Genomic DNA, 20,293 nt, shown 5'->3' with positions numbered 1-20,293 from the left:
TATGTTTCAATGTTGAGGCTATGGCTAGCATTTTCTTAAGCTGTAAACTTTTTATCTCGACTTTTGGTGGAGAACTTCTTTTGGTACATATTCTGATCAGCGATGGAAATCAATTGGTTAAGGCTGGTTGAATCTTGAGGGTATGCTGCACTGCCTAAGCTGGCGGAAAGATATACCGTTTGCTCTTGTATGGTGATACTTTCATCAAAACAGCGATTAATCGAATCTGACAGTTGTTGAATGATTGCTTCATCATCTGAGTTGGTAAGAACGGCGAATTCATCACCACCGATCCGAAATACAGACAGGTTGTGACGACTCATCAATGCGACTAAACGCGCCGATACTATCCTCAGCGCTAGGTCACCCGCTTGATGGCCATGTGAATCATTGATTTTTTTGAAACTATTTAGGTCGAGCAAAATCAATGAGAAGTGAGAGGTTTGTTCAATGTAATCGGTGAGTTGACGCATAAAGGCTAAACGGTTTGGAATGCCTGTTAGAGAGTCTGTTAGCGAGACTTGTTTATGAAACAACGCTTCTTTATGGATGATATAGCTGACGACACCGACACAGGCAAACAGTAACATCATCAGCACAAATTGCGCATGTGTAATAGCTTGAGCTTGTTTCATTTGAGATTGGTATAGCGGGCTCTTAATACGAAAATTTGTATTCACATAGTTGATCATCGACATGTACTGGTATTCGAAGTCCTCCGCGAGGCTGAGTGCGAGCTTTCTGTTGTCGGGCAACTGTTCTACCTTGCCCTCTAAACTCTTAAATTGCTCAAACAAGGTTCTAAAGAAGCTCTTAGCACCGGGAAGCGCAATATAGGTATCTGCTTCGCGGCTATTTATCAGCAGCTCGAAGCGACTCCAAGTCAACTCATATTTCAGTATTGTGCGGTCTAAAAGTTTGTCGTCTTTTTCAGCAAGCGCAGTGATGGTTCTGAGTTCAGAAAACTCTTTTGTCAGTTGAAAGAGAAACCAGGTCGCATTGTTTTGCTGTTCACTGTATGAATGAGCCAAGTCACGCGTGGCTGATAGAAAGTATAAATTCGCGACGATCAGTATCGCAGAGAGAAAGATAAGCAACACTTTAGCTCTGGATAGGATCTGGTTAAAACTACGAACGCTAGTTGGATTTCTCATCAGGACTTCTGTGAATCATTATTTTGCCAATTTGCCACACCATTTGAGAATGAAAAGTTGTGTTGTCAATCTCAGGGAACTTGTCTAAGTTAAAGACCAACCAATATGGACCTTTATTTCGCACTTTCATTTTCTTGCCATTCATTTTGTACGCGATTATAGGCTCGTACTTCACAATGTTTTCTATCGTTACACTCGCCGAGTAGTCATTGAGAGCGATAAATGAAACTGAGGTTGTGTCTTGAATGCCGAGCTGTTCGAGCATGTCAGAGACCCTCACCCCAGTAAACTCATTGGCTTCTGGTTGCCATGGAAGTTGGGTTGTGAAGGAGGTTGGGGGATATTGGGAAACCAATTGAGCATAAACCAAAGTTTTAGGTTGATGGTTATCGATGCCAACGACTAACTCAGCACTGAACAAGGGCGTGCTAAACAGAAGCACAAAGGCGACAATAACACCTCTCATAGACCTTCCTTCGATACAACAGTTAATTAGTAAGTATTATATTAGTAATTATATGTTCAGATATTAGCCATGGAAATTAATTTACTCGATGAGTCGATAAAATGGGATTAAGCCTCTGATAGTAAGACACATAATCTGAGTATAGCTAGGCAGAATAAGCGGAAGATAGCGACGATTTAATCGCAAACAAAAAGCCCGGCATGTCGCCGGGCTGAAGATATTATTGGGTGTTCAGGCTGGAGGCTTAAGCTTTTTGCTTTTGCTTCGCTTTACATACAGCGGCCGTAAACACCACATCAGTCGAGCTGTTGAGAGCCGTTTCTGCTGAATCTTGAACCACACCGATAATGAAGCCAACCGCGACAACCTGCATTGCAATTTCATTTGGAATGCCAAACAGGCCACAAGCTAATGGGATAAGTAGCAATGAGCCACCAGCAACACCAGAAGCGCCGCATGCAGAGACGGCTGCAACGATACTTAGAAGTAGGGCTGTCATGATGTCGATTTCGATACCCATAGTATGTACTGCTGCAAGAGTCAGTGTCGTGATAGTTATCGCTGCCCCCGCCATATTGATGGTTGCCCCCAGTGGGATTGATACTGAGTACGTATCTTCATCAAGTTTAAGCTTCTCACAAAGTGCCATATTCACTGGGATGTTTGCTGCACTTGAACGAGTAAAGAAGGCGGTTACACCACTTTCACGTATACATTGAAATACGAGTGGATAAGGGTTTTCGCCAGTTTTGACTAGAACAATGATCGGGTTCACGACTAGAGCAATGATCAGCATCGAGCTAAGCAGAACAACTAGGAGTTGAGCATAACCTGCCAGTGCGTCGAAACCCGTTGTCGCCAATGTTGAAGAGACTAAGCCAAAGATACCAAATGGTGCTAGGCGAATAATGAAACGAACGATCTGAGAAACACCATGGCTGAGATCTTCAAATACCGCTTTGGTTGTACCGGAAGCATGATGAAGAGCAAGACCAAGGCCAATGGCCCATGCCAGAATACCAATATAGTTGGCGTTCATTAGTGCACTTACAGGGTTATCAACGATCTTGAACAGCAATGTGTTCATGACTTCTGCGATACCTTGTGGTGGTGTTGCTCCTTCTGCACCAGAAACTAGCGTAAGTGTCGTTGGGAACATGAAGCTAAGTGCGACTGCGGTCAATGCTGCGGTAAAAGTACCGAAAAGATACAGAACCACGATTGGACGCATGTAAGTGTGTTGGTTTTTTTTCTGATTGGCAATAGATGCTGCAACCAGAATAAAAACAAGAATGGGGGCGACAGCTTTTAGTGCTCCGACAAATAAGCTTCCAAGTAAACCAACACTTTGCGCATGTTCTGGTGACACAGTCGCTAAACCTACACCGAGAACGATACCGGCTAGGATCTGTAATACCAGATTTCCACGTGCAAAGCGGGCAAAGATAGAGTTGTGTTGCATAGTTATCCCTGCAATGAATTATTTTATAAAATTTTAGTAATTTCAGTTATTGGAACTGAGGTCGACAATACTAGCGTGTTGAAATATTGTGTCTAGAATTAATTGATTTTCAGCATGAAAATTTATTGAAAATGTTAATGTGTGAATATAATGTTATCAATGTTGTGTGAATTGTACTAAAAAAGGGGCTGAGAGCCCCTTTTTAATTTTACAAACTCTGTTTGCGGTTACGTCGGGCCGCTTGAACGTTCCGATACATTTTGGTTTGCTGCTTATGGGAGGTTCGGCGTTCAGAGATGGTTGCTCCATTCCTTTCTTGCTCCCGCAGTAACTTTTGATAGTTTTTCAGTCGGCGATGGTCTAGTTGACCTGTTTCAATCGCACCAGTGACAGCGCACCCAGGTTCGCTATGGTGGCAGCAATCAGAAAATCGACATTGCGCTGCCAACGTTTCGATATCTGCGAAGGTTTCAGAGACACCGTCAGCACAGTCAAACAATTGCAACTCTCTCATTCCAGGTGTATCAATTAAGACACCGCCACTTGGCAGGAAGTGCATTGAACGGCCAGTGGTGGTGTGTCGTCCTTTACTATCACTTTCTCGAATGCTTCCTGTTAATTGAACAGGCTCGCCGAGTAAGCCATTGACTAACGTTGACTTTCCGACACCAGAAGAGCCCATGAAAGCGACAGTGGATCCTGACTTACACCAACTGCTTAGCGATGTATACTGCTCTCCATCTAAAGCATTGAGCATTTCTACCATAAGCAAAGGATCGAGTTGCTGCACTTGTTGGCGCTTCTCTTCTGCATCAGTGACAAGATCAGCTTTTGTTAACACGATGACAGGCTCGACCTCGGCTTCGTTTGAAGTGGCCAGATAGCGCTCAATACGGCTTAGATTGAAGTCATCGTTGAGTGCACAAACGATAAACAAAGTGGACACGTTTGCAGCAATAAGCTGCTCGGCGATTTTGCTGCCAGCAGCTTTACGAGCAAACAAAGATTGGCGGTCCAATAAACGCTCGAAGCCACCTTGTTTGTCTAACAAAAGCCAGTCACCGACAGTCATCATAGGCAGTGATTTATGTATGGCTAAAGTCATTTCACTATCTTCGCTGAGCAGCTTGTATCCACTTCTATGGTGCTCTACTACGCGTGCAATGCAACTGTGTTCAAGTTCTTCAAGTGTCAGTTGTTGTTGAAACGAGTTATTCCAGCCGAGTTGAGCTAAGTTCAACGGCTGTTTGGGATTGTTATACATTTTGTACCCCAGACACGCAGAAAGGTCTCTGCAAAAAATTGTCAGCTAGGGTCATGAGACCCCGGTATGATTACACCGGGCAAAGAGAAGGGAAGTGTGTAACCTGCGGTTATTTATTCTTCACTAATTCTGCCGGGTGGGTTCTTGCTACAATCATCGTATCCTCCTAACGTTATCTGTTCGATTTTTTGGTCAGCTTAGTAAACTACTGATTAGTATAATCGTGATTGTTCTTCTAATCGACTCTTTTTTAAGCGTAATATAAATGGGTGTCATGACTGTGCGAACTTTTGTTGCCGATATTGAGTGATTGCTTATAAACTGTATATGTGAGTTGGTTTATATGGATGTGATAGAATAATGATACAAGCGACGCAAAGTGAGAAAGCTGAAGTGATTGAACTATCTTCCGCTGATGCTACCCAGACGAAAGAAGCCCCCAAGTTACCCTCCGATAACATCAAATATGGTGAAGACGCCTTCAGTGACGTTAAGCCTTTGAGTGAAGTTGCATTCCTGATCACGACTCCTACAGGCAAAAATCTCAAAGGCAAAACCAAGTATATTGGTCTTCACTCCAACAATCTTATGTTGATAGAGATGCCAAAAGTTTCTCCGAAAGAAGTGGCTGTTTTTTTTCAGCGAGGCTATGCAATTAAAGCGTGTGTCATTGCTGAGGCAGGTGAAGGCGCTAGAATTTACTTCAAGAGTAAGCTGGAGTACGTGATTGAGGCTGGGGGAAACAGTTTGTTTCTTATCACTTTGCCTGCCGCGACTCAGGTTGCAGCGGGGTTGAGAGAGAATGCTCGATTGGAGTTGGCGTTGGAGGGAATACTGGCGCCACAATCCCATCATTTTAAATGTCAGATTCGCGATATATCGAGCAATGGTTGCTTGATCGTAGTGGATCGCAACCTAACCAACCACAAAGTTGGTGATCTTATCTCGTTAAGCATACAGGAAACGGAAAGCGATAAAGTGGTAGAGCCTCAAGTGCTTGAAGCAACAGTTAGGAATGTAAAAACAACTAGCCGTTACTGTAAATTTGGTGTTCAGTTTGAGAAAAGTAGCCTCGAGCCCGTTGCTAGCCTAATTGAGGGGCTAAACTTCTGTCAGCTGAGTCAAAAATTTACATTATGACTGAATGGGCTTCTGCACAACAGAAGCCCACCTTTACTATCGTTTAGGCGGAATCTCGTCTGGAGTGAGATAGCCATCATTATTGCTATCTAATCGGCTGAAATCTTGGGCGAGTTTACCCTTAACCTCATTTCGAGAAAGTTTGCCATCACCATTGCGGTCCATCCTAGGGGGTAATCGCCCCGTGGTAGTTGGCATTGTATTCATGTGTTTCGCCTTCATTGAGCTTGTACTTTGTTCTTTGTTAATGAAGGCCTTAGCACTACGCTGACTCTGGGTAGGGCTGTGTACAAACTCAACGTTACCTCCTGATACACACCTAACCATGTTCTCTACACGCACCGCATCACCCTGAGGGCCATGACCTGTTGGATACATGTTGGTGCTGCCAGACTTAGGATCGCTTCGTTGAGAACCCGCACCATGAACATCTATCCACTGATTATTCATGTATCCCATTGAACGGCCAAATGCGATATAGGCGGCGTTGGCACCATTACGCAAATTTTGGTGAGTAGTACTGCTCCAATAGTTGGCGTAGTCTGCTTGTCCTGCCTCATTGCTAATCATAGTGGCTTCGAAAATCGGGTCTATTGCTCCAGAATTGGATGTATTGGGAGAACGAGAATAATCGACAATGGACTGCAGCTCTTTGATGTTCGGCAAGCGCCAATCACTTCGACCTGCGAGTGATAAGTTTTGACAGTAGCTCAAAGCTTCTGGGAATTTGATATTTTTTCTACTATCACTTTGTTGCCATAACAGTCCAGTTGCTGTGTCTTCTATCGTTCCGTTTGTATTGGCAGAGAATTGATTTTGTCCATACATTTTATTGCCACGTACCGCCAAAACGTAGAAGGTCTTTTGGCCACCACGTGGGCTTTCAATCCCATAGCCTTTAATTCGGCCATCAATAAAATTGACACCAAACACCGTCTCATCACCTCGCATCGTGGTGGAAACGTACTTGGTACTAGATACAAACTGGCTGTCGATTAAGCGCTCACCTGACTCAGTATCACCTGAGTTCATTGCAAAGTATTGGTGATCTATGAAGGGTATAAGATGAACAGTCCCTGATTGTCTGAAACCGCTGGGATCTTGGCCATCGAATAAAATCAAAGAGTATAGTTCCTTGATACTAGGTAAACGCCAATCGTCGTAACCAGCAAGACGTAACTTGTCTACATACTCAATCGCTTCTTGATAACTGAGCTTATCGTTGGCGTCGATCTTACCATCGTTGTTGATATCAGTGGTTGATGACCAAATTAGCCCAGTCACCTTATCCGTGACGGTGCCGTCGATGTTGGCTTGGTATGTGGGATAGTTACCAACGTATTGTGCGTCCTGACCGAAAGTGTCGGCAGAAGAGGTGGGGCAGGTCGAAGACGCTTGTTTGATGTCAAAACATTCTGTTTGGCCTGTATCAACAATAGGGTAGGTCAGGCTGGCTGAACTAGTCCAAGAGATGCTGTAGGCCATCAGGGTGATGACCATGTGATTTATATTCATGACGTATCCTTGCTCAATGATTTACATGATGAATTTTATCGTCAGATGTGTAAAGGAGAGTAGTGAGCGAGTAAAAGAACGTAAAGAGAGTCGATGATAAAAACCGGGCTAGTGCCCGGTTTAGAGGGAAATTTAGAATGGGTACCAGAACAATTGAGGCTCTAGTGCTCTTTTGGCTATGGCTAGAGTTACAATGATGAAGATGCCAATGAGACAGTATCTATCTGCACGGGACAGAGGTTTCTGGCTATACCAATTGCGGCGTTTGTGTCGGCCAAATCCGCGCAGTGTCATAGCGTTAGAGATTTCATCTGCTCGTTCTAAGCTGGAAAAGATCAGTGGCCCAAGGATATTGGCGACGTTTTTCATTCGGCTAAACAACGGCGCTGTTTTGGAGATATCCAACCCTCGTGCTTGTTGGGCGTGCATAATATTGATGAAATCTTTCTTGACTTCGGGGAGGTAGCGCAACGTCAGACTCACGGCATACGCTATCTTATAAGGTACACCGATACGGTTTAGGCTAGCAGCAAATTCCGTTGGGTGAGTCGAGAAGACAAATGCCAGCGCAATCGGGAACATGCTGAAATACTTAAGTGTGACGGTGACTAAGTAAAATAGAGTCTCTTGCGTTAGCGCGTAGTTGCCGGGAAAAGTCAGAAGCACAGTATAGCTCCCGAGCAATTGGCTACCTTGTTGAGGGGCAAGCAGGAACATAAACAGTGCATTGAGTAACAGCACACTGCCTGTACCAATTAACAGTGGCTTATAAGTACCAAAAGGGACTCTGGTACTTTTCAGCAGCCATAAACCAGCAAAAATCAATGAACTAATCAGACGCAGATCAAATGTCGTTAGCACCACTGTGATCCAAGCGATGAACAGGATGAACTTGGTAATACCGTTTAACCGATGTAGTGGCGACTGAGTATCGATATAGTTGATACCAAACTTCATTTTTGTGGTATTCATGCGACTTGCTTCTCCAGTTTGATGAAGTACTGCATAAACTGGTTCTTGTCTGCAACGTCAAGCCTCTCAGCCATATCGTACAAACTGGTTGTCGTCAGGTTAGCTTGGTTGAGCAATTCAGGTTGAGAAAATACATCGGTCATTGGAGCATCTGCAATCAAACGGTTATCCGCTATTACAATCGAGCGCTGAGTATGCTCTAAGACTAAGTGCATGTCGTGAGAAATTATCACAACGGTGATACCTAGTTTCTTGTTAAGTGTTTGGATAAAATCGAGCATTGATGTGTAGTTGCGATAATCTTGGCCAGCCGTCGGCTCATCAAGAATGAGCAACTCCGGCTCAAGAACTAGGATAGAAGCTATTGTGACTCGCTTTTTCTGCCCATAGCTCAGAGCCGAAATCGGCCAGTGGCGATATTTGCTTAGCCCGCACAGTTCAAGTACATGAAGTACTTTTTGCTCAATCTCGTTTTCATTCAGACCTTGGTTGTGAAGCCCGAATGCGATTTCATCAAAAATCATATGGTGTGAAATCATGTGATTTGGGTTCTGCATGACCACGCCAATGTTCTGGCTTCGCTCAAATATGGACAGCGTTGATAAATCTTGGCCACGCATTTTTATACTGCCAGCATCAGGCTCGATGACACCCATGATTAGCTTGGTGATCGTCGACTTACCTGAGCCGTTTTTACCAAGAATCGACATAAACTCGCCCTGATGAATATCGAAACTTACACCATCAAGCGCGTTCTTTTCACCATCATAGGAATAAGTCAAATTATCAATGGAAAGCAAGGGTGCTGTTGATTGTGCTGATGCTACTGCTGGATTGCATTGCCAATGAGAGAATTGCTTGGCATGTTGCTCAAGATTAATTCCACCTAATGTGGACGGCTTGTCCTCATCACTGAGAACAACGTTAGCTGCTTTAAGTGCAGACAAATATAAAGGCTCGCGGATTCCGTATTTTTCCAGAAGTGATGATGCGAGTAGAGCATCTGGCGTCATATCTGCGACGATTCGGCCTTCCTCCATCAGGATGATTCGGTCGACAGGGCGATGGAGAACGTCTTCTAGCCTATGTTCGATAATTATGGTTGTTTTGCCGCTCTCTTTATGGAGCAGGTCTATGATCTCAATCGTTTTACGGCCTGTCTTAGGGTCCAACGCTGCAAGAGGCTCATCGAACAGTAGTGTGTCGACGTCATCGACGAGAATGCCCGCTAGAGAAACACGCTGCTTCTGCCCACCCGATAAATCATGAGGAGAACGGGTAAGCATATCTTCAAGTTCGACCATTCGAGCCGTTGATTTAACGACTGGGTACATGTCGATATTCGACATCAACTGGTTCTCGAGAGCAAAGGCGATGTCTTCACCGACACTCAGGCCAACAAACTGGCTGTCAGTATCTTGTAGAACAGTGCCTATCTGCTCGGTAAACTGGTGTAGTTCCCATTTTGAAGCGTCCTGACCATGCAAGGTAAAAGAGCCGGAAATCTCACCAGAAATGGAATGGGGAATAAGGCCATTGAGACATTGGCCTAGTGTAGATTTCCCACTACCACTTGGGCCAATAATGACGATTTTCTCTCCTTTCTCTATCCTTAGATTAATATGTTTTAGCGTCGGTCTGTCCAGTGACTCGTACTTAAAAGAGAAATCAGAAAATTCGATGGTCACTGTCTATTAAGCCTCTGTCAGATTGCGGCTTTGTTTGTTTCGTTTAGCGACAGACTTAAGAATGAAATAGCCTACCACAGCAATCAGGACAGTGTTACCCGCAGCAATAATTGTCAGTTGGGTAAAGACTTTAGTGAAAGGTTCAGCGTAGAGAACTGTATCGAGAAATGCGGAACATCCGTAACCAGCAATGTTACCGATGAGCGCGAGAATGATGAACAAAGAGAAATCTTTGAGGCTGAATTCGCCCTTTGAAATTCGATTTTGGGTCAGGCGAGGGAAGAAGCCAATCACCATACCGACAATGCCAGAGCCCAATACCCAAGTTAGCCATACACCCCAGCCAGCAAATAGGTCTGTAACCCAATGGCCAATCAATCCAACTAAGAAACCAACCAGAGGCCCGAACAGAACGGAAAATAGAGCCAGGACTGCCATCGCGGGCTTTAGTGTGGTGTTTGCAAATACTGGGATACCAAACATAGGTAAGCCTCCAATACCGTATAGTGCAGCGCCGATAGCAATCACTACGACAGTTTTAGCTGAGAGATTCATAAGTAACCCTTTTGCCCTAAATCTTTAAACAACAGTCGCAAGCGATTGTGGTGGTTGAGTTTTGTACGTTTGCGAGCAGAAGGCGCGAATTATACCTGCTGGCGAGATGCTTGGAAAGCTAACTGTCTAGATGGCTAATCCTTTTATTGAGTAAACTAAAAATAATTGCGAGGCATGGAAAACGAATAATCCGACGCATTATGCATCGGATTTATTATCGGTTCGATGGATGTCTTGAGATCGGGGAAATGGGGTCAGAAACCTTTGATGTTTTCTGCTTCAAGCTCAGTGAAGTATTTGACTGTCTTTACTTTCAATTCTTGAGTCGAAGGCTCGTCGCATACGATCACAGATTTAGGGTGCAGTTGAAGGGCTGAAACCGTCCATAGATGATTAACACTGCCCTCTACAGCGGCCTCTAGCGCTAAGGCTTTATTGTGCCCTGTAACGAGGATCATGATTTCTTCAGCGTCAAGTAATGTACCTACACCAATAGTCAGAGCATACTTCGGCACTTGATTGATATCACCATCAAAAAAGCGTGAGTTTGCGATGCGCGTATCTTCTGTTAGCGTTTTGATTCGAGTGCGAGAAGATAAAGAAGAGGCAGGCTCGTTAAATGCAATGTGCCCATCGTTACCTACGCCGCCCATAAATAAGTTAATACGGCCGTAAGATTTGATTTTATCTTCGTAGCGTTGACATTCGGCTTCATGATCTGTTGTATTGCCATCAAGCAGGTTGATATTTTCTTGTTGTAAATCAACATGGTTGAAGAAATTTTCGTACATGAAAGAGCGATACGACTCAGGGTGATCTGCTGGAATACCAATGTATTCATCCATGTTAAACGTCACAACATGTTTAAAACTGACTTCCCCAGCTTTGTAAAGTTCGATAAGCGCTTTATATGTCGCGAGCGGCGTACCACCAGTAGGTAAACCGAGTACAAATGGCCGATCAGCGCTTGGCTGAAAATTGTTAATGCGTTTGGCTATATGTGCCGCCGCCCATTTGCCGACCTGTGCGGCTTTGTGTAACGGGATTAGTCTCATTGGTTGCCCCTAGTATTGGAAATATGATGCTTTAAACATTATTTGCATTATAAAATAAGTTTGTTGGCACAGCTATTGTTTTTGATCTTTTTTCACTTTTCTTTTCGTTTTAGTCAATGTTGAGCCTATTTTTTCCTACAATTTTCTAAGTGCTGTTATATAAATTTAAGTTAAAAATTAAGCATGTAAATGTGTACTCCTGTGGCAGGATTTGTATTTTATTCATCAACGAATCATTGGAGTGAGGTACAATTAGGTAAAGACGGTATAAATTCTCAACTTTTGTTGTGGCTGGCCGACAAGAATTTCATACGACAAAACGCCAGTCGAAGGTGAAAATAAGATATAGATGAATGTTATAGGTATCGCCATTGGGGCAACCGGTTTGTTATTGCTTGGCATGTTCATTTGGATGCTTGCACTTCAGTTGCGAAAGAAAAGGCTGGAGCAAGAGCGCAAAGAGCGTGAGATCGCTTACCGGAAAGCAATGGAAAAAAATCGCAAGCAAGAACATGAAGATCGGATTCATAAGGCCGAAAGCGGCCACATCCCGACCATATTGTTTTTGGCAAAAGAAGCTGAACGTTCAAGATTGAAAGAAGCACTGTATTGGTACGACAAAGCGGCTCGGCTGGACAGTGTTACTGGCATGTACGGTGTTGTACGTATCAGCAACAAGATGAACCAGGACTTAGTGCTGAAAGAAGAAGCTAAATTTTGGCAGATATGCATTTCTGCCATGGAAGGCAGTGTCCCTCATAAATTTGAAATGGCGATGGCGTTCTTCTATGGTCGCGGCACGGACGAAAATATTGGCAAAGCGATACAGATATTAAAACAGGCAGCTGAACAGAATTATATCGACGCCCTGATATTTTTGGGTGACTGGTATGCATCATCACATAACCCTGACCCTAAACCACGTCTTTCTACCGAGTATTATCACAAGGCAGCTGCGCTCCGAAGCAATGAAGGGCGCATGAAACTCGGGCTTAACTACATTCACGGCATTGGTGTTGCTGCTGATCATGCCAAAGGGTGCTACTGGCTAGAACGCGCCGCGGAAAAAGGGCATAGCGATGCTATGTATAATGCTGGGGAGGCCTGGATGAACCACAGGCCCAACGGCAATGCGATTGCTTATATCTGGCTGTTTCTGGCCGGCCATTGCGGACATGAACCTGCTAGGGTACTACGTGATCAGGTAGCATTGAATATTGGTGTTGATACGGTTGTGGGTTTGCAATCCTTATCTAAACCGATCTTAAAGAAGATCAAGGATAAAAAAGTCAGTAAACATTCTGTGATCAAAGCTCTAAACAAGTTGTATAAGCGTAACATCCCCCTTGAGGAGAAAGAGGTACTTGGCAATCAGGTCACAGAGGAGATCGAATTAGATTTATTACAAGAGCCGCTTACTTCCTCAGATGATGTCAGTGAAGTTCAGCCCGACATCAAAGAGAAACTTGACTTTTCTCAATCCAATATCGATAAAGCATAAGATGAGCCCCTCAATTAAAATAGGGGCTTTGTTTTTATTGCGTCACCTTCTCTGCCCACTGACCTGTAATGATGAGAGTGAGGCCGTTATTTTTGTTGTAAGGTGATGAGTCCAATCAAATACGCTCAGGCTTACCTCACAAGCAGGCTTTCAAATCATGTTGCCAATCCTGAAACCCACATAGGCAATGCTTGAATTGATAAAGTGGTCATTTTCGGAAATGTAACACATTTAATGATTGATTCTGCTTAACTATTGATTCACATTAGGCGCAAAAAATAAGAGGGATAAACCATGTCTACCGTTAGTTTTCTGCGCCTAATCTGTCTCGCTGCAATTTGGGGAGGCTCTTTTCTGTTTATGAAGATGGCTGCCAATACGTTTGGGCCAGCGTATTTGATTGAGTTCAGAGTGGGTTTTGCCGCGATCAGCTTGTTTTTAGTCTCTCTTTATCTGCGCAAGAAATTAGCGTTCCGAAATCACTTCTCACATTTTATGATCATCGGCTTGTTTAATACGGCACTACCTTTCTTATTGTTTGCTTATGCGGCTCAAACACTCAATGCTTCGACCTTGTCCGTTCTGAACTCAACAGCGGCGATTTGGGGGGCGTTGATAGGAGTTTTCTGGCATAAATCCACTCTCAGTGGCAAAGCGATTTTTGGTATGCTGGTTGGTGTCAGTGGTGTAGTGGTGCTTGTTGGTTGGGACGCGGTGAACATCGGTGTGAGTGCAGCACTGCCCATTGGCGCTAGTATTATGGCTGCTTGCAGCTATGGCATCGCGACCAACTATACCAAGACAGCCCCTAAAGTGGCTTCATTTGAAAATGCGCATGGAAACATGTGGGCGGCTGTTCTGTGGATATTACCTTTGCTTCCATTTGTTCCGATGCAAGGTGAACCAAGCCCCCGTGAAATGCTCGCTGTGGGTGCACTCGGTGTCATCTGTACAGGCGTGGCTTATTTGCTCTACTTCCGGTTAGTTGCTGATGAGGGCGCCGCGTCTGCACTGTCGGTAACATTTCTGATCCCAGTGTTTGGCATTATATGGGGAGCCTTGATCCTTGATGAGCCAATAGGCATTAATACTTTTGCTGGAACCATACTTGTGCTGTCCGGTACTATGTTAGTCACTGGGTTCTCTCCTACTCGGATGCTGAAGAAATCACGAGTTGCTGAGCAGATTTAGGGGTATACTCGTTCAGATCGAGAGTCATAAAATGACTGTTTGGGTCCGGCTGGTAGTCAGCAAAAGGTAAGCAGTATTCAAAGTCAAATTTCTTGTACAGTTCTCTCGCTGGTTTAAAGAAAGACATCGATCCTGTCTCTAGACTAATCCGCTGATAGCCACTTAGTTTTGCTTGCTCAATGGCGTACTGAAGCAAAGCCGAGGCAACGCCTTGGTTTCGAACGCTAGGTGTTGTCCTCATTGATTTCAACTCAGCATGTGACTCAGAAAGCTGTTTAATGGCGATACAACCCAAGAGCTGCCCAGCTTTCCAGCCAGTCCAAAAAGTGACGTCAGGCGCTTTTAAGGCGGATGTATCCAGAGCGTGAACACTTTCTGGTGGAGAGGTCGCGTTCATATCCGCCAAGTGTTCTTGGAGTAAATGGGTAACATCAGGGTGGTCTAATTCGTTGACTTTTATCTTCATCACTTTTCCTTGTTGATGGTGTAGAAATAATCTAAATCTTTCGTAGCAATTTCTCAATCATCGCTAATCAATCAGTTGCTTAAATGTTGCGGATGTAACGAGTTATTGCAGAACCTTGTGTTATATAAGTAAGGTTTAGATCCCATAAATGACATTTCATTAGTATCACATTTCATCGTTACTTGATTCGTGTCTCATAAATAACTCTTATAGGCCGATATTTTTACATAACTAATATTCCGCATAGGGAGTTCTCGGTTAGGAGAGGCAGGGGTTGCATGAAAGAAGTAGAATTCAGAACGATAGATAAGCTTTTTATTAAAATGTCTATCAATGACAAGATGTGGGTAATTTTGGCGATTTTCCTTGTTGCTGTTGGCAGCATCGCTGGTGGAAATTATTACTCTACAATCGAACAAATTGAGAAAACAGCGATTTATGCCGCGAGTCATCAACTTGATGGGATGCTGAGTACGGGTACAGAAGCATCAATAGCTAGCCAAGCCAATATTGGCAAGGTGTCAAGCGTAAGTAAGCCTGTTTACAATAACGGCATTGTGACTGTGTCGCAAATTGGTAAGGATGGCAATGTCTACCAACTGACCTTAAACAATAAGTCTCATGATCAGCAAGCACGATCTCAAGCCCTATCCAGTTTCTTCTTTAGTTTTGTTTGGGTGATTCCTTTTGCGGTATTTTGCTACTGGGTTGCGACGTTTATTGGCGGCGCGTTGTGGGTGCTTTACACCACGACTCAAAAGATTGGTGAAGGTGATCTGACTTCGCGTTTGGGTTTTCATCCGGGACGAGATGAGTTTGGTACTATTGGCTGTGCCCTTGATAAAGCAATGGATACGTTAACCGACTTAGTCAACAACGTTAAGGTAAATGCCAACACATTAAGTGAAACCTCGGCTTCATTCGAACAGGAGATGAAGTTGAGTGAGTCTCAGATCAGCAACCAATACGGCTCCTTAGATTCTGTGGCCACAGCGATGGAACAAATGACCGCTTCCGCGAAAGAGGTGTCCAACATTTCACAGCAAGCAACGGGGCAAACTGAGCAGGACTCGCAGCATATTGATGGCAGTCACAAGCGTGTTCAGTCTGCGATCAGCGAAATAGACAAACTGTCGAGCTACATTGAGCAGGCTTCGAGTTCCGTTGCCACTTTGAATGACAACACAACGCAAATAAATGAGGTGATCACGACGATCAATGCCATTTCAGAGCAAACGAATCTATTGGCACTCAATGCCGCGATTGAAGCGGCGCGAGCGGGTGAGCAAGGCCGCGGATTTGCAGTGGTAGCCGATGAGGTACGTACCCTAGCTAGCCGTACTCAAGCGGCGACCGTTGAAATTCAGTCAATGATTGAAAAGTTGCAGGCTGAAAGTCAAAACATTGCCTCGATTACCGAACAGACTGTTGAGCAAGCTCGCACAAGTAGTGACTTGATTGAAGATATTGGCAATGATGTTCAATCAATTTCCGAATCGGCGCGCGGTATTATGGACATGAGTATTCAGATCTCTACCTCAGCGGAAGAGCAGAGTGCGGTGGCCAATGACATTGCGTCTGAACTGAGTGATATCCGCACTCAATCGAATACCATACGCAGTGTGGCAGAACAGTCTTCTCAAGGGGTGGCAAATCTGACTAAAGCGTCGCTATCTCTCGCTGACATTCTTAAGCAGTATCGTACCTAAGGCTTGCTATAAGGAAAAAAGGCTTGGTCGATGGAACTCATCCCCAAGCCTTTTTTGTATTGATTAGGATCTAACGCAGCGTCAGTTTCGAACCATCGAATTTTAGGTTTGCTAATAAATGTTTGGCATTGGTCGTTCCAGCTTCATCAAATTGGACACCGTAGCGAGCGTAATGCATAGAGCTTTGCAGATTACATATCTTACCGAACAAAGGCTCGAACTTATTCGATTTGCCCGTACTGGATTTGATTTCTAAAGCAATCTCATCGCCAACCTGAAACGCGCGACTTAGCGGTGCTGTGATAAAACGGCAACCACTTTTCGATAGGTCACGGATCTGACAGTCGAGCTTATGCGTTGAGGCATTAACACGAGCGTCAAGATTGACGTCATAACGAGGTTCTTTACGTAACTGGGTGACCTGCATGGTATGAGGGATAGTTAATGCCACCATAGGGATAGGTTCAGCAAGCACATGCTCAATCTGGCTCCTAAAGTGAACAATAGCGCCTTCGCCCCGATGGGAGATAGCACGTACTGCCGTCCAAAAACCCGATTGGAAAAAGAAGTCCAAATCGTCATCAGAAATTTTAGGTAATTCGGCTAGAACAAGGTTTACAGAGTGAGTACCTATAAAGGTAGATTTACACCGGAATGTGGTTCCAACTGGTGTGGTAATTCCCATGGTAAGCTCACCGCCATGTTCAAGCATGGCCAGAGCATCAGTGCTAGTAAGGGTTGACACACTCCTTTCTTTTGCTGCAACGGGTGAAGATTTGTCTTGGTTGGCAACTGCTTGAGTATTCATCTAGCCTCCATTTATCCTGCCTATTCTTATTTTTACTGCAGGTTTTATTTTCTCTTCAAGATCAAGAAGTGAGTGTTGTTTCTCAAACTGTTAAACTTCTTATATATCGTTATGGTTTTAAATATCAACATAGCAAATAATTGCGATGCATGTATCGCTTTTAGAGGTCAATATGTCACATAAGTTAACATTTGATAGCGCTAGCTCTCTTTTTCGCGTTCATTTAGAAGCGGATTATGAGGGTATTTTGAGGTTTAATGTGCAAGATGATGTCTATGTCATCACTTCTACAAAGGTACCTGAAGAGCTTAAAGGTAAAGGCTATGGCAAGGTAATGATGGAAACCATATTGCCTGAGATTGAGCGTCAAGGAGTGACAATTAGGCCAGAGTGCTCTTATGTTGTGCATTATTTGTCACGGCACCCTGAGTGGTCTCACCTGCTTGCTGACCCCTCATGATACAACACCCTATTTATCAGAGTTTATGCCTAAGATTAGGGCTCGGTACATTGCACCGAGTAGAGGTTTTACAACCTTTGTGGGGCGGTTATGGAGAGCTGGTCAGAGTACATCTTGATCAAACGAGCATTGTGATAAAGCATATTCAGTTGCCTCAACCTTCCCATCACCCTAGAGGTTGGAATACTGCTCTCTCCCATCAGCGTAAACTGAAATCCTATCAGGTTGAGCTGCATTGGTATCAGAACTTTGCGCAAGCAGCCCATTGTCAATGTCCCCAACCTAAGCCCATTCTTGTTGAGCAGCAAGACACAGAACTCCTTTTAGTGATGGAAGATTTACATCAATTGGGTTTTACCGAAACGCATCAGTGTGCACAGCCGATGCAGATGGAGTCGGTATTAAAGTGGCTTGCTTGGTTTCATGCATCGCATATCGGAGAAAGGGGAGCAGGTTTGTGGGAGGTCGGCAGCTATTGGCACTTGGATACTAGGCCAGATGAACTGGAAGTGTTGGACGATCACGTATTAAAGCAAGCCGCGGCCCGCATGGACCAAGTCCTTCGCCAAGCTCCGTACCAGACGTTGATCCATGGTGATGCCAAGCTGGCGAATTTCTGTTTCACGCCTGCTGGTGAAGCTGCTGCAGTAGACTTTCAGTATGTAGGGCGAGGCTGTGCGATGAAAGACGTCGCTCTCTTTATGAGTAGTGCGGTTGAGCCGGAACAGTGCGATGAAATGGAAAGCTGGATTCTGGATACCTATTTTTCCCACCTTAAACTGGCACTCAACAAATTACACCCTAACATTGATGCCAACGATGTCGAGCAAAGCTGGCGGCCGCTTTTTGCGATTGCATGGGCGGATTTTCATCGTTTCTTAAAAGGCTGGAGCCCGAATCATTGGAAAATAAACGCTTATACTGAAGCGTTAACACATCGTGCTCTTGAGTTATTAAAGGCTTACCCGTGAGGTAAGCCTTTTGCATGATTTAACTGAATGACTCATGCTTCATTCTCGCCATGTAATAGGTACTTTGGTACTTGCCCTCTCTGAACGTTGCATTCTTTGCCTCACCTTCGATTTCAAAGCCAAATTTCTTATAGCACGCGATCGCTGCTTCGTTATCCGTATTGACCTCTAGGTGAACGCGCTTTATTTGCAACCAGTTGTCTGCTAAATCAAGCACAGTTTCAATCAACCTACTAGCGATCCCCATACCATGATAGTCATCATGTACACCGAGTCCAAAAGTACCACAGTGAGCGGTTCGCGGGCGCTGGGAGTGCTCGAAGCCTATGTTTCCGACCACCTTTCCATCCACTTCAGCAACAAAGCTATAAATCCCTGTCGGTATGTTTTCCAGTCGTTGTGCCCACATGGTTACTGATGGTTGAGGGAGCTGTAGAGTTTCACGTAGCGCTTTGGGTTGTGAATAAATTTCACACATTGCGGCTGCATCGCTCACTAGAGTAGGGCGAATTAGTATTTCCATATTATTACCTTCTCGACTGGTTAAACATGACTCAACCATAACGAGCAAATAAAAAAAGATAAAGCATTGTTTTAACTTATTTTAATAGGCCTAAATTTAGATATGAAACGTTTGAAGCGTGAGCGGTGCCGAAGACGTATAAATTGTAAATAAGTTTGTTTATTTGTTGTCGAAGACTTATGGTGTTTCAGAGCCCATAAAAAGGAATAATAAATGAACACGTCGGCTGGCTGGAAAACGCCTCAGAATTTTTTGATCATCATTTCTATTGTGGTGCCCATCGCTTTTTCTAGTTGGATGGCGCTGCTTAACAACTTTGTTATTGAAAAAGCGAACTTTGATGGTGCTGATATTGGTCTTCTTCAAAGTGTCCGTGAAATTCCGGGTTTCTTAGCGTTCACCGCCGTATTTGTTCTGATGTTCATTCGCGAACAGAAGTTCATGCTACTCGCGCTTGGGGCACTCACTCTGGGTACCGCTATTACTGGCTTTTTCCCTTCACTGTTTGGCTTGTTATTGACGACTTTGTTGATGTCGACAGGTTTCCACTACTTCGAAACGCTCAAGCAGTCGCTGTCTCTACAATGGCTTTCCAAAGACGAAGCACCAGAGATGTTAGGTAAGTTTATTTCTGTGGGCGCTTTGGCATCGCTAATCACTTATGGTGCGCTTTGGGTCTGTCTAGAGATGCTTAACATGGATTTTCAGTGGGTCTATCTGACGTTTGGCGGCATTGGTTTTCTACTGGTGATTTGGATGGCGTTTGCCTTTCCTCAGTTCCAAACCCAAGTCCAGCAGAATAAGAAGCTGGTGCTGCGTAAGCGTTATTGGTTGTACTACGCGCTGACGTTTATGAGTGGTGCACGCCGACAAATCTTTACTGTTTTCGCAGGCTTCCTGATGGTGGAGAAGTTTGGTTACTCGGCGGCAGATATCACCATGCTATTTCTGATCAACTACCTGTTTAACTTCTTGTTTGCAAAAAGAATTGGCAAGTTCATCGGTAAAGTGGGTGAACGTAAAGCACTGTTGTTTGAATACACAGGTTTGATCGTTGTCTTTATTGGCTACGGCTTAGTGCAAAGTGCGGAGTGGGCTGCAGCCTTGTACGTTATTGACCATTTATTCTTTGCTTTAGCGTTAGCAATTAAAACCTATCTACAAAAAATTGCCGATCCTGCTGACATGGCTTCGACAGCGGGTGTGTCATTCACCATTAATCATATTGCAGCGGTATTTATCCCGGTATCGTTTGGCCTTATCTGGTTAGTGTCACCGTCAGCAGTATTCTACATTGGTGCGGCAATGGCAGTGGTTTCCTTCATTTTGTCGCTTAATATTCCTGCCAAGCCTGAAGAGGGCAATGAAGTACGAATACTGCGCTGGAGCTAGA

19 protein-coding genes are annotated in these 20,293 nt (G+C 44.3%); 7 read left to right on the top strand and 12 right to left on the bottom strand.

Features of this window, described 5'->3' with window-relative positions; translation table 11 throughout:
- Positions 1–35 precede the first annotated feature (35 nt).
- The 4 genes from TW84_RS06920 to rsgA all read right to left on the bottom strand — a co-directional run bounded on the left by TW84_RS06920 (position 36) and on the right by rsgA (position 4,346).
- Positions 36–1,154, bottom strand: coding sequence for a GGDEF domain-containing protein (locus TW84_RS06920; protein WP_045974925.1), 1,119 nt, complete (start codon positions 1,152–1,154; stop codon positions 36–38).
- On the bottom strand, positions 1,138–1,620 hold the full coding sequence (locus TW84_RS06915; RefSeq protein ID WP_045974924.1) for a putative pterin-binding protein: 483 nt from the start codon (positions 1,618–1,620) through the stop codon (positions 1,138–1,140). Before TW84_RS06915 ends, TW84_RS06920 begins: the two co-directional genes overlap by 17 nt.
- 244 nt (positions 1,621–1,864) lie before the next feature.
- Entirely contained in the window at positions 1,865–3,082 is a 1,218-nt protein-coding gene (sstT, locus tag TW84_RS06910; protein ID WP_045974923.1) for a serine/threonine transporter SstT, read from the bottom strand.
- A gap of 208 nt (positions 3,083–3,290) precedes the next feature.
- Complete coding sequence (rsgA, locus tag TW84_RS06905; protein ID WP_045974922.1) at positions 3,291–4,346, bottom strand: ribosome small subunit-dependent GTPase A; 1,056 nt, start codon at positions 4,344–4,346, stop codon at positions 3,291–3,293.
- 360 nt (positions 4,347–4,706) lie between these two features.
- Between rsgA and TW84_RS06900 the strand changes: the two genes are divergently transcribed.
- On the top strand, positions 4,707–5,486 hold the full coding sequence (locus TW84_RS06900) for a PilZ domain-containing protein (protein WP_045974921.1): 780 nt from the start codon (positions 4,707–4,709) through the stop codon (positions 5,484–5,486).
- Between the two features lie 36 nt (positions 5,487–5,522).
- Here the strand turns inward: TW84_RS06900 and TW84_RS06895 are convergent, their stop codons facing one another.
- The 5 genes from TW84_RS06895 to nagB all read right to left on the bottom strand — a co-directional run bounded on the left by TW84_RS06895 (position 5,523) and on the right by nagB (position 11,271).
- Complete coding sequence (locus TW84_RS06895) at positions 5,523–7,001, bottom strand: Lcl domain-containing protein (RefSeq protein WP_045974920.1); 1,479 nt, start codon at positions 6,999–7,001, stop codon at positions 5,523–5,525.
- 132 nt (positions 7,002–7,133) lie between these two features.
- Positions 7,134–7,973, bottom strand: coding sequence for an energy-coupling factor transporter transmembrane component T family protein (locus TW84_RS06890; RefSeq protein ID WP_045974919.1), 840 nt, complete (start codon positions 7,971–7,973; stop codon positions 7,134–7,136).
- The gene (locus TW84_RS06885; protein ID WP_045974918.1) at positions 7,970–9,661 is read right to left on the bottom strand and encodes an ABC transporter ATP-binding protein; all 1,692 of its coding nucleotides are present in this window, start codon (positions 9,659–9,661) and stop codon (positions 7,970–7,972) included. The genes TW84_RS06890 and TW84_RS06885 overlap by 4 nt, the downstream gene beginning before the upstream one ends.
- 6 nt (positions 9,662–9,667) lie before the next feature.
- Positions 9,668–10,216, bottom strand: a complete 549-nt coding sequence (locus TW84_RS06880) for an ECF-type riboflavin transporter substrate-binding protein (protein WP_045974917.1) — start codon at positions 10,214–10,216, stop codon at positions 9,668–9,670.
- Positions 10,217–10,470: 254 nt separating this feature from the next.
- Entirely contained in the window at positions 10,471–11,271 is an 801-nt protein-coding gene (gene nagB, locus TW84_RS06875; RefSeq protein ID WP_045974916.1) for a glucosamine-6-phosphate deaminase, read from the bottom strand.
- 349 nt (positions 11,272–11,620) lie between these two features.
- On the opposite strand from nagB, the gene TW84_RS06870 reads away from it, so the two are divergent.
- The gene (locus TW84_RS06870; protein WP_045974915.1) at positions 11,621–12,772 is read left to right on the top strand and encodes a tetratricopeptide repeat protein; all 1,152 of its coding nucleotides are present in this window, start codon (positions 11,621–11,623) and stop codon (positions 12,770–12,772) included.
- A 294-nt stretch (positions 12,773–13,066) separates the two neighbouring features.
- Positions 13,067–13,963, top strand: coding sequence for a DMT family transporter (locus TW84_RS06865; RefSeq protein WP_045974914.1), 897 nt, complete (start codon positions 13,067–13,069; stop codon positions 13,961–13,963).
- Here TW84_RS06865 and TW84_RS06860 read toward each other — a convergent pair.
- Complete coding sequence (locus TW84_RS06860) at positions 13,920–14,429, bottom strand: GNAT family N-acetyltransferase (RefSeq protein WP_045974913.1); 510 nt, start codon at positions 14,427–14,429, stop codon at positions 13,920–13,922. The genes TW84_RS06865 and TW84_RS06860 overlap by 44 nt on opposite strands.
- Before the next feature lie 278 nt (positions 14,430–14,707).
- Between TW84_RS06860 and TW84_RS06855 the strand changes: the two genes are divergently transcribed.
- Positions 14,708–16,138, top strand: coding sequence for a methyl-accepting chemotaxis protein (locus TW84_RS06855; protein ID WP_045974912.1), 1,431 nt, complete (start codon positions 14,708–14,710; stop codon positions 16,136–16,138).
- Between the two features lie 70 nt (positions 16,139–16,208).
- Here the strand turns inward: TW84_RS06855 and TW84_RS06850 are convergent, their stop codons facing one another.
- Entirely contained in the window at positions 16,209–16,946 is a 738-nt protein-coding gene (locus TW84_RS06850) for a PilZ domain-containing protein (RefSeq protein ID WP_045974911.1), read from the bottom strand.
- 172 nt (positions 16,947–17,118) lie between these two features.
- On the opposite strand from TW84_RS06850, the gene TW84_RS06845 reads away from it, so the two are divergent.
- Together TW84_RS06845 and TW84_RS06840 are read left to right on the top strand one after the other, a co-directional pair.
- Positions 17,119–17,406, top strand: coding sequence for a GNAT family N-acetyltransferase (locus TW84_RS06845; protein ID WP_045974910.1), 288 nt, complete (start codon positions 17,119–17,121; stop codon positions 17,404–17,406).
- The gene (locus TW84_RS06840) at positions 17,403–18,377 is read left to right on the top strand and encodes a phosphotransferase (protein WP_045974909.1); all 975 of its coding nucleotides are present in this window, start codon (positions 17,403–17,405) and stop codon (positions 18,375–18,377) included. The genes TW84_RS06845 and TW84_RS06840 overlap by 4 nt, the downstream gene beginning before the upstream one ends.
- 19 nt (positions 18,378–18,396) lie before the next feature.
- Here TW84_RS06840 and TW84_RS06835 read toward each other — a convergent pair whose 3' ends face one another.
- Entirely contained in the window at positions 18,397–18,900 is a 504-nt protein-coding gene (locus TW84_RS06835; protein ID WP_045974908.1) for a GNAT family N-acetyltransferase, read from the bottom strand.
- Between the two features lie 213 nt (positions 18,901–19,113).
- Between TW84_RS06835 and TW84_RS06830 the strand changes: the two genes are divergently transcribed.
- Positions 19,114–20,292, top strand: a complete 1,179-nt coding sequence (locus TW84_RS06830) for an MFS transporter (RefSeq protein WP_045974907.1) — start codon at positions 19,114–19,116, stop codon at positions 20,290–20,292.
- Position 20,293 lies beyond the last annotated feature (1 nt).

Source organism: Vibrio neptunius (assembly GCF_000967495.1).
Lineage (GTDB): Bacteria > Pseudomonadota > Gammaproteobacteria > Enterobacterales > Vibrionaceae > Vibrio > Vibrio neptunius.
The sequence above is the reverse complement of the archived record's forward strand: the minus strand, read 5'-3'. Positions and strand labels throughout refer to the sequence as shown.